Raw genomic sequence first — 9,610 nt, 5'->3', positions numbered from 1 at the left:
CCGACCATAAGCCGGCGCCGGTCAAGCCGAAGGTGGTCCGCCCCGACGCCAAGAAGCCGACGGAGGCACCGCCGGCGCCGCGCACCACTGCGTCACCACGCGTCGAGCGCCAGGGACCGACCATGTCCGCCGTCAGCAGCGGCGCATCTGCTGCCGCCGTCGCCTCCTACAATCAGATCGTCCGTGCCCATCTCCTGCGCTTCAAGCAATATCCGCCGGGTGCCAAGTCCGCCGGACAGCAGGGCGTCGCCAGCGTCGTTTTCACACTCGGCCGCAACGGACAGGTGACGTCGAGCCGGCTCGGCCGGTCGTCGGGCAATCCCGCGCTGGATGCGGAGGTGGTGGCGATGGTCCGCCGGGCCCAGCCGTTTCCGCCGTTCCCGGCCGACATGATGCACCCCGCGATGGGCTTCAACGTGCCGATCTCGTTCTCGCTGCGATAACCGCTACTCCTTCACCGCGCCGGTGAGCGAGGAGACATAGTAGTCCACGAACAGCGAGTAGAAGATCGCAACCGGCAGCGAGCCGAGCAGCGAGCCCGCCATCAGCGCGCCCCATTGATAGACGTCGCCGGAGACGAGCTCGGTCAGGATCGCGACCGGCACGGTCTTGTTGGCGCTGCTCTGGATGAAGGCAAGCGCGTAGATGAACTCGTTCCATGACAGCGTGAAGGAGAAGATGCCGGCCGAGATCAGGCCGGGCACTGCGAGCGGCAACGTGATCCGCCGCAGGATCTGCAGCCTTGTTGCGCCGTCCACCAGCGCGCATTCCTCGAGCTCATAGGGGATCGACTTGAAATAGCCGATCAGCAGCCAGGTGCAGAACGGCACCAGGAAGGTCGGATAGACCAGGATCAGCGCGAGCGGGCTGTCGAACAAGCCGAACTGCACCACGACGGTCGCGAGCGGAATGAACAGGATCGACGGCGGCACCAGATAGGCGAGATAGATGCCGAGGCCCACATAGGGGCTGCCGCGGAAGCGCAGCCGCTCGATCGCGTAAGCTGCAAGCGTGCTCGCGAGCAGCGACAGGAAAGTGGAGCCGATCGCCACCAGCATCGTCGTCTTCAGCCAGCGCGGATAGGCGGTGTTGAACAGGAGGTGCTGGATGTGCGCCAGCGTCGGCGAGGATATCCAGAACGGGTTGTGCTCCTTGTAGTTCAGGAGCTCCGCGTTCGGTTTGAACGCGGTCACCGCCATCCAGTAGAACGGGAACAGCAGGATGATGACGAAGCAGGCGAGCGGCAGATAGATCATCATCATCCGCCGCGCGCGGGAGTCCCACGCCATGGTGTCGGGGGTTGCGCTGGCGACGTTGGTTGGTTGCGCGACTGCGTCAGTCATCGCTCTCTCCCTGCTGCCATTTGCGCCGGGCTAGGCCGAAATAGCTGAACAGCGTCGCGAACACCAGGAACGGTACCATCGACACCGCGATCGCCGCGCCCTCGCCGAGCTCGCCGCCGGCAATGCCGCGCTGGAACGCCAGCGTCGCGAGCAGGTGCGTCGAATTCACCGGCCCGCCGCGGGTGATGGCGTAGACGAGCTGGAAATCGGTGAAGGTGAAGATGATCGAGAACGTCATCACGATGGCGAGGATCGGCATCATCATCGGGAAGGTGATGTAGCGGAAGCGCTGCCAGGATGAGGCGCCGTCCAGCATCGCCGCCTCGTAAAGCGAAGGCGAGATGGTCTGCAGGCCCGCCAAGAGCGAGATCGCCACGAACGGGATGCCGCGCCAGATATTGGCCGCGATCAGCGAAAATCGCGCCGGCCAGGCCGAGCCGAGGAAGTCGATATTGGTCGAGCGCCAGTGCAGCACGTCGACCAGGAGATAGGAGATGATCGAGAACTGCGGATCGTAGATCCACCAGAATGCCAGCGCCGACAGCACGGTCGGCACGATCCATGGCAGCAGCACGATGGCGCGCAGGATGCTCTTGAACGGGAAGTGGTTGTTGAGCAAGAGCGCCAGCCAGAAGCCGAGTGCGAATTTTCCGAAGGTCGCGACCGCTGTGTAGAACACGCTGTAGAACACCGCGCCCCACCACAGGGGATCGCTGAGCAGGTACTGGAAGTTCTCCAGCCCGACATAGATGCCGCGCCGCCCGATCGTGGTGTCGGTGAAGGCGAGCCAGACGCCGAGCCCGAGCGGATAGGTGAGGAACACGGCGAGTAGCCCGATCGCCGGCGCAAGGCACACGACGATCAGGAACGGCTTGTAGTCGAGCAGGCGCGCGAACCAGTTCGGCTGGCGCAGCGCGATGCCTCGGGGAGATAGTGTGGTCACGGACATGAATACGTGTCCTGCTTTGGGCTGTCATTCCGGGGCGATGCGCAGCATCGAACCCGGAATCTCGAGATTCCGGGTCTGGTCCTTCGGACCATCCCGGAATGACGGAACGCGACTAGTGCGGTCTCATCTGCGGAAATATCGCTTGCAGCGCCGCTCGGCTTCCGCGGCCGCGGCCTCCGGCGTTGCGGCATCTGTCGCGACCGACGCGCACATCTGCACCAGCACGTAGTCGGCATTGACGGCGCCGGTCGCGGTCGAGATCGGGCCCTTGTAGCCGGCGTAATACTGGCTCTTCATGGTGTCCTTGAAGATCTTGACCTTGGGATCGCCGGACCACACGGCGGCTTCCGCATAGGCTGCGAGCGGCTGCGACCAGTACCCGCTATTGGCGTTCAGCCACGGCTCGTACTGCTCCTTCTCCAGCATGAACTGCAGGAAGGCTTTCGCCGCGTTCGGATAGGGGCTGTGCTTGAACACCATGGCGTTCAGCGTCAGCCCCGACATCGGCGTGGAGGCTGCGAGGCCCCTCGGCAGGAACTGATGCTCGGTGTCCTCGGCGATCGCGGCGGTCGCCGGATCGTTCTTCAGCGCGAAATAGAGCGAGACGCCGTTGGCCGTCAGCGCGATTTCCTGCGACGAGTAGGCGCGGTTGTTGGAGACGTCGTTCCAGGATGGCGTGCCGGCGATGAAGGTCGGATACAGCTCCTTCAGATATTTCAGCGCGGCCACCGTCTCCTTGCTGTTGATGGTGACGTTGCCTTCTTCATCGAGCAGGGAGGCATTGTGCGACCACAGGATCCAGTTGGCAAAGCCGTTGCCGTCGCCGACCGCGTTGCCGAGCGCGTAGCCTGCGGGCTTGCCGGCCTTCTGCAGCTTGCGACAGACGTCCAGCACGCCCGCATGATCTTCCGGTATCTTGTCGTAGCCGATCGATTGCAGCACCGACTTGCGGTACACCAGCGGCCCGCCGCTGGCGCCGAACGGCAATCCGATCCAGGCGTTGCCCTTGGCGCGCTTGCCGTATTTCTGGGCCAGCGTCTGCCAGCCGCCATAGCGCTTGCCGAGATATTCGGCGACATCGGTGAGTTCGATCAGCTTGTCGGCGTAGATATGCGGCGCGTCCGAGAAGCCGATGATGATGTCGGGACCGGCGCCGGAGTTCGAGGTCACCGCCGTCTGCTGGTTGATGTCCTCCCAGCCGACGAAATCGACCTTGACCTCAACGCCCATCTTCTCGGTGAACTTGGCGGCGTTGGCGCGGAACACGTCCTCGTCGGCCTTGACGAAGCGGACCGGGCGCAGCATCCGCAGGTTCGCGCCCTTCTCGATCGGCAGCGACGGTGCGGCGACGTCGGCCGCCTTGACGCGCGATTCGGTTGATTGCGCCGAAGCGCCGGTTGCCGCCAGCGCCGCGGCCGAGAGGCCGAGCGCCAACGCGTCACGACGGGTGAGGTCGTTCCCCATAGTCTCCTCCCTTGTTTTTCGTTCCCGGCGTTACTCGCCGGTGAACGTGAGCCTCAGTCCTCGTGGGGCCGAAGCAATCGCCTTGAGACTTTTGCCCCGCGCAATTTCCGCGTCGCGGGAAACGCGTGTTCCCCGCCGGCTAGCTGTTCGGGCCGCGATCCATGCTGACAGGCTGCCAGCGCCGGAGCGAGGTATTCTGCAGCACCGACGGATTGACGCAGCTTACCGGCCACAGCCCGGAAAGCACCAGTGACAATTCGTAGCCCACGCGGCGCTTGCGCGCTTCATCGAAACGTGCAGATGCGGAGGCGACATGGGCGGTCAGCGTGACGTTGTCCATGCGGAGCAGGGGATTGTTGTGCGACGGCGGCTCCTTCTCCAGCACGTCGAGCGCGGCATGCGCGATCCAGCCTTCCTGCAGCGCCTTGATCAATCCTTCCTCGTCGACCGTGGCGCCGCGTCCGGTGTTGATGAAGATCGCGCTCTTCTTCATCTGCCGGAAATGCTTCTCGGTGAGCATGTGATGCACCTCGGGCCGTGCCGGCGCATGCATCGAGACGAAGTCGGATTGCGACAGCACCTCCGACAGCGTCGCCGGCAGCACGTTGTGTTCCGACATCAGCGTTTCCTGGATGAACGGATCGTAGGCGATCATCCGCAGGCCGAACGGGGCCGCGCGCTTCGCCACCGCGCGCGCCACGCGTCCGAACGAGATGAAGCCGAGCGTCTGGCCCATCAGGCGCGGAATTTTCAGCAGCGCCGGGCGTCCTTCGGTCCAGCGTCCTTCGCGCACCATCTTGTCCTGCTCGACCAGGCGGCGGAAGCCGGCAAGCAGCAGCATCATCGCGTGATCGGCGACTTCCTCGATGAAGGTGTCGGGGATGTTGGTGACGGGGATGCCGCGGGCGGTTGCCGCCTTAACGTCGACGCTGTCGACGCCGACGGTGCCAAGCGTGATCACCTTGCAGTTCTCGAGCGCATCGATGACCGCCTTGGTGATCGGCATGCCCTTGGCGTAGATCGCATCCGCCGTCTTGGCGGCTGCGATGAATTCCGCCTCGTTGGCGGGCGCCTCGATGATCTCGGCGCCGATCGGATCGAGCGCTTCCTTTTCATAATCGTAGCCGCCGCCGGCCACCGTGAAGCTTGCGCCCTTCGGCGTCACCACCCTGAACTTCGACATCTCCTGCTCCCGATTTTCTTCTTCGGTTGTTGATTCTTCGGCCATCACTAGGCCGCGACAAGTCGCCGCTGCCGCGTCTTCGCAAGCCGCAGCCATTCCGCACCCGTCCCGGTCGCCTTGAGCGCGGCTTTCCCGGGCTTTTACGGAGAGGCTTCGTAACCAGACGCTAAAGGCTCTCACATTAGGGTGGACCGAATCAATCCGCCAAACACGCAAGCGCGCCATTCCCCGGAGACGCCCTGTGAAGCTGACCAACCTCAAGATCACCCCCAAACTCGGCATTTTGGTGGGGGTGACCATCCTTGGCCTCTGCGCCGCCGGCGTCCTCGCGGGTCATCTGATGCAGCGCGAAATGATGAAGGCGCGCATCGACCAGACCAAGGCGATGGTCGAGATGGCCGTGAACATGGCGGCCGGCCTGAAAAAGGAGGTCGATGCCGGGCGGACGACCAAGGAGGCGGCGCTCGCCGAGCTCGGCAAGCGCGGCAACTCCATGACCTATGACAACGGCTCCGGCTACCTGTTCGGCACCTCCTATGATGGCATCACCGTCCTTGCGCCCGATCCCAAGCAGATCGGCGCCAACCGCATGGACGTGGTCACCAACGGCCGCAAGCTGTCCCGCGAATTGATGGATGGCGTGAAGGCGAAGGGCGAAATCCTCCTCACCTACGAATATGTGCGGCCCGGCGAGCAGAAGCCGATCCGCAAGATCGGCTATGCCGCCGCCGTTCCCGGCTTCGACATGTATCTCGGCACCGGGGCCTATATCGACGATATCGATGCCAAGCTGGCGCCGATCGCCTGGCTGCTCGGCCTTTCGATCCTCGGCATCGCCATCATCTCCGGCTCGATCGCCTGGCTGATCGGGCGCAGCATTACCAGGCCGCTCGGCCAGCTCGGCACAAGGATGCGGGAACTCGCCGACGGCAAGCTCGATGGCGATATTCCCGGCGTCGGCCGCGGCGACGAGGTGGGCGCCATGGCGGCGACCGTGCAGATCTTCAAGGACAATGCGGTTCGCATCCGCGGCCTCGAGCAGGCGGAGGCGGAGACGCAGGCCCGCGCTGCGGCCGAGCGCCGTGCCGCGATGGAGAATATCGCCAACGATTTCGAGCGCAGCATCACAGGCGTGGTCCGTTCGTCGCGACCGCTGCGGCCGGCATGCAGACCACAGCGCAATCGATGACGGCGACAGCGAGCGACGCCAGCGCGCGGGCTGCGACCGTCAGTGCGGCGTCCGAAAGCGCCTCGAACAATGTCGGCACCGTGGCTGCCGCGGCCGAGGAACTGTCGAGCTCGGTGACCGAGATCTCCCGCCAGGTCGCGCGATCCAGCGAGATCGCGAGCAAGGCGGTGGCCGATGCCGAGCGCACCAACGCCACCGTGCAGGCGCTCTCCACCGGCGCGGAGAAGATCGGTGAGGTGGTGAAGCTGATCCACTCGATCGCCGCGCAGACCAACCTGCTCGCGCTCAACGCCACGATCGAAGCCGCGCGCGCCGGCGAATCCGGCCGTGGCTTTGCGGTGGTCGCTTCAGAGGTGAAGGCGCTCGCCAACCAGACCGCGAAAGCGACCGAGGAGATCTCCGCCCAGGTCGCCGCCATGCAGGCCTCGACCACGGAGGCGGTCGCCTCGATCGGCGGCATCACCGGGACGATCGCCCAGATGAGCGAGATCACCGCCAGCATCTCGACCTCGGTCGACCAGCAGGGCGATGCGACGCGCGAGATCGCGCGCAACATCCAGCAGGTCGCGACTGGCTCCAGCGAGATTTCCACCCATATCGGCGGCGTCACCACGGCCGCCACCGCCACCGGCACTGCGGCTTCCGACGTGCTGTCGAACGCCCGCGAGCTCGACACCCAGTCCGGCATGCTCCGCAACGCCGTCGACCAGTTCCTGGCCAAGGTACGCGCGGCGTAACGCCGTTGTCGTCATGCCCCGCGCAGGCGGGGCATCCAGTAATCTCCGGCCGCAGTAATTGATCTGAAACGCCGTCGTTTACTGGATCGTCCGCCTTCGCGGACGATGACGACGGAATGCGGAGCTACTGCTTCTCGATCCCGGCTTCCGTGATCAGCTTTTCCCAGAGCACGAGCTGTTCTTTCAGGAATGCGTCGAATTCCTCTGGCGGGCCCGAAAATGCTTCCATGCCGCGTTCGGCGAGCTGGCTCTTGATGTCGGGACGCTCGACGACCTTGCGGATATCGGCGTTCAGCTTGACCACGATGTCCTTGGGCATGTTGGCCGGACCGAGATAGCCCTGCCATGAGGTGATGTCGAACCCTTTCACAGTATCATCCATGGTCGGCAGCTCCGGCAGCAGCGCCGAGCGCCGCTTGGTGGTGACGGCCAGCGGTTTCAGCGCCTTGGCGTTGACATGCGGCAGCCCGGTTGGGACGTCGACGAACATCATGGAGACGCGGCCGGCAATGACGTCGGTGAGCGCGGGCGGCGAGCTCTTGTAGGGGACGTGCAACAGATCGATGCCGGCGAGGCGGGCAAAGGTCGCGCCCGACACGATGGCCGATGAGCTGCCGCTGGCGTAGGAGTACTTGCCCGGCTCCTTCTTGGCGAGCGCGATCAGCTCGGCGACTGAGTTGGCCGGGATTTCCGGATTGATCACCAGCATGAACGGCAAGTCGCCGGTTCGCGCGATCGGCGTGAAGTCCTTGACCGGGTCGTAGCTCATGGTCTTGAGCAGATAGGGATTGGCCGAGTGCGTCGTGTTGGTCGTCACGAACAGGGTGTAGCCGTCGGGCGCGGAGCGGGCGACGTAACTCGCCGCGATCGAGCCGTTGGCGCCCGCCTTGTTGTCGATCACCATGGTGACGCCGAGCGCAGTGCCGACCTCCTTCGAGATCAGGCGCGTCGTGGTGTCGGTGCCGCTGCCGGCCGCGAACGGCAATACCAGCGTGATGTTGCGGTTCGGGTAGCCCGGTGCCTGCGCCGTGGCCACGCCGGACAGCAGCGCGAATGCCAGGGATGCCGCCGCCAGCATGCGCCAATGGTGTTTCAGTCCAGAGATCATATCGTCGTTTCCCCCGCTGGGTTTATGGGCAGTTGGTTGCCGGGGAAACTAGCCGGTCACGGCCGAAAGCGGAAGGCGTTGCCGTGCCGCATTCACCGTTTGGTCGGGCTCCGCCGTGACGCGATCACGACGCCGGCCAGCACCAGCGCGTAGCCGATCAGGTGAAACGGCTGCAGCGCCTCGCCGAGCAGGAAGATCGCCATCGCCGAGCCGAACACCGGCACCAAATGGAAGAACGGCGCGGCCCGGTTCGGTCCGATCATCGCGATGCCGCGGTTGAAGAACAGATAGGCCAGCGCCGAGGGGAAGATCAGGACATAGGCCAGCGTTCCCAGCGTCAGCGCGTCGAACTTGAGCGTGGCGCCGGTCAGATATTCCCAGATCGAGCCGGGCACCAGCATCAAGGCTCCGCAGCCGGTGGTGAACGCGATCAGCGAGAGCTGATGCGTCACCGGGCGCCGCATCATCAGCGCGGAATAGAGTCCGAACGACAAAAGCGCGGAGGCGAGCATCACATCGCCGCGGTTGAAGCTGATGGAAGCGAGCGCGCCGAGATCGCCGCGCAGGATGATGGTGAGGACGCCGGCCAGCGAGAGGGTGATGCCGGCGAGCTGCGCGCCGGTCAGCCGCACGCCGAACAGCACCAGGGCCCACAGCGCCACGAACAGCGGCCCCGCCGACTGGATCAGGAGCGCGTTGAGGGCCTGGGTGTATTGCAGCCCCCAATAGGAGATCGCATTGTTGAAGGCGAAGCCGGAGAGCGAGAGCAGCAGCATCAGCGGCAGGCGGGCGCACAGCGCCGGCCAGTCCTGCCGCAGATGCGGCCAGGCAAAGGGCAGCAGGATGAGGCAGGTGCCCGACCAGCGCAGGCAGGACAGCGTCAGCGGCGGCACGTGATTGCCGACATAGCGCGCGATCACGATATTGCCGGCCCAGAACAGCGAGGTCAGGCTGAGCAGCAGATAGGGCTGGTTGTTGAGCCAGGCGATCGCGGAGCGGCGTGTGGGAGCTGATGCGGACGGCAAGGCGCGGAGATCGGTCATGCTATCAGCCCTTTTTGCCGGATTCTCCCCGTGCGACAAGACGCTCCGGAAGAGAGCAGCCATGCGCGCTGCCGCTGGCGCGTCATGGAAGCGACATATGCGATGCTGAACTGCAAGGAATCATCGGAGAGACGGATGGGCGTGGACCTCTTGAACGTCGAAGGCCTCAAGGCGCTGCAGCCGCAGGAGCCGGTCGTGATGGTGAACCTGATGCGCTTTCGCGAGCGCTCGCTCGATGGCGACGGCTCGGGCTGGGACGCCTATCTGCGCTACAGCGCGCTCACGGTGCCGATGATCAAGGCGCGCGGCGGCACGCTGCTCTGGACCGGCAATGCCAAAACGGTCGCGCTCGGCCGGCCAGACGGCAACCAGTGGGATTACCTGGCGCTGGTCTATTACCCCGCCGTCTCGGCCTTCATCGACATGATGACCTCGGCCGATTACGAAACTCTCTGCGACCCCCACCGCCGCAACGGCTGCGCCGAGCACGTGATCATCGCGACCAGCGAGGCCTACAGCAAGTTCAAGGTGGGGTAGCCAGTAGCCCGGGTGAAGCGAAGCGTAACCCGGGGCATCTCCATCAGCGTCTACTGA

8 protein-coding genes and 1 pseudogene are annotated in these 9,610 nt (G+C 64.8%); 3 read left to right on the top strand and 6 right to left on the bottom strand.

Translation table 11 applies throughout. The features are described 5' to 3' along the window. A partial coding sequence (locus CWO89_RS35700) for an energy transducer TonB family protein (RefSeq protein WP_130583114.1) occupies window positions 1–443 on the top strand: 443 nt, incomplete at its 5' end. A 3-nt stretch (window positions 444–446) separates the two neighbouring features. On the opposite strand, the gene CWO89_RS35695 is transcribed toward CWO89_RS35700, so the two are convergent. The 4 genes from CWO89_RS35695 to CWO89_RS35675 form a co-directional block, all read right to left on the bottom strand. Then, the gene (locus tag CWO89_RS35695) at window positions 447–1,343 is read right to left on the bottom strand and encodes a carbohydrate ABC transporter permease (protein WP_130583113.1); all 897 of its coding nucleotides are present in this window, start codon (window positions 1,341–1,343) and stop codon (window positions 447–449) included. Next, complete coding sequence (locus CWO89_RS35690; RefSeq protein WP_130583112.1) at window positions 1,336–2,292, bottom strand: carbohydrate ABC transporter permease; 957 nt, start codon at window positions 2,290–2,292, stop codon at window positions 1,336–1,338. The genes CWO89_RS35695 and CWO89_RS35690 overlap by 8 nt, the downstream gene beginning before the upstream one ends. Window positions 2,293–2,415: 123 nt before the next feature. Further along, the gene (locus CWO89_RS35680) at window positions 2,416–3,756 is read right to left on the bottom strand and encodes an ABC transporter substrate-binding protein (RefSeq protein WP_130583110.1); all 1,341 of its coding nucleotides are present in this window, start codon (window positions 3,754–3,756) and stop codon (window positions 2,416–2,418) included. Window positions 3,757–3,895: 139 nt separating this feature from the next. After that, window positions 3,896–4,939 carry a C-terminal binding protein gene (locus tag CWO89_RS35675; protein WP_130583109.1) on the bottom strand — a complete coding sequence of 348 codons (1,044 nt, stop codon included), beginning with the start codon at window positions 4,937–4,939 and terminating at the stop codon, window positions 3,896–3,898. Window positions 4,940–5,180: 241 nt separating this feature from the next. On the opposite strand from CWO89_RS35675, the pseudogene CWO89_RS35670 reads away from it, so the two are divergent. After that, a pseudogene (locus tag CWO89_RS35670) lies at window positions 5,181–6,865 on the top strand (methyl-accepting chemotaxis protein). 124 nt (window positions 6,866–6,989) lie between these two features. Here the strand turns inward: CWO89_RS35670 and CWO89_RS35665 are convergent. Together CWO89_RS35665 and CWO89_RS35660 are read right to left on the bottom strand one after the other, a co-directional pair. Continuing rightward, entirely contained in the window at window positions 6,990–7,973 is a 984-nt protein-coding gene (locus tag CWO89_RS35665; protein WP_130583108.1) for a Bug family tripartite tricarboxylate transporter substrate binding protein, read from the bottom strand. A gap of 92 nt (window positions 7,974–8,065) precedes the next feature. After that, complete coding sequence (locus CWO89_RS35660; RefSeq protein ID WP_130583107.1) at window positions 8,066–9,016, bottom strand: DMT family transporter; 951 nt, start codon at window positions 9,014–9,016, stop codon at window positions 8,066–8,068. Window positions 9,017–9,151: 135 nt separating this feature from the next. Between CWO89_RS35660 and CWO89_RS35655 the strand changes: the two genes are divergently transcribed. Continuing rightward, the gene (locus CWO89_RS35655) at window positions 9,152–9,553 is read left to right on the top strand and encodes a DUF1330 domain-containing protein (RefSeq protein ID WP_130583115.1); all 402 of its coding nucleotides are present in this window, start codon (window positions 9,152–9,154) and stop codon (window positions 9,551–9,553) included. Window positions 9,554–9,610: the final 57 nt, after the last annotated feature.

The organism is Bradyrhizobium sp. Leo170, from assembly GCF_004296405.1.
In the GTDB taxonomy this organism is placed as follows: domain Bacteria; phylum Pseudomonadota; class Alphaproteobacteria; order Rhizobiales; family Xanthobacteraceae; genus Bradyrhizobium.
Note: the sequence above shows the minus strand (reverse complement) of the source record. Positions and strands in the feature narration are given on the sequence as shown.

What these genes read in the sequence shown, in the direction of transcription:
- CWO89_RS35695 (WP_130583113.1), bottom strand. Translation starts at nt 1,343, where the DNA reads ATGACTGACGCAGTCGCGCAACCAACCAACGTCGCCAGCGCAACCCCC.
- CWO89_RS35690 (WP_130583112.1), bottom strand. Translation starts at nt 2,292, where the DNA reads ATGTCCGTGACCACACTATCTCCCCGAGGCATCGCGCTGCGCCAGCCG.
- CWO89_RS35680 (WP_130583110.1), bottom strand. Translation starts at nt 3,756, where the DNA reads ATGGGGAACGACCTCACCCGTCGTGACGCGTTGGCGCTCGGCCTCTCG.
- CWO89_RS35675 (WP_130583109.1), bottom strand. Translation starts at nt 4,939, where the DNA reads ATGTCGAAGTTCAGGGTGGTGACGCCGAAGGGCGCAAGCTTCACGGTG.
- CWO89_RS35665 (WP_130583108.1), bottom strand. Translation starts at nt 7,973, where the DNA reads ATGATCTCTGGACTGAAACACCATTGGCGCATGCTGGCGGCGGCATCC.
- CWO89_RS35660 (WP_130583107.1), bottom strand. Translation starts at nt 9,016, where the DNA reads ATGACCGATCTCCGCGCCTTGCCGTCCGCATCAGCTCCCACACGCCGC.
- CWO89_RS35655 (WP_130583115.1), top strand. Translation starts at nt 9,152, where the DNA reads ATGGGCGTGGACCTCTTGAACGTCGAAGGCCTCAAGGCGCTGCAGCCG.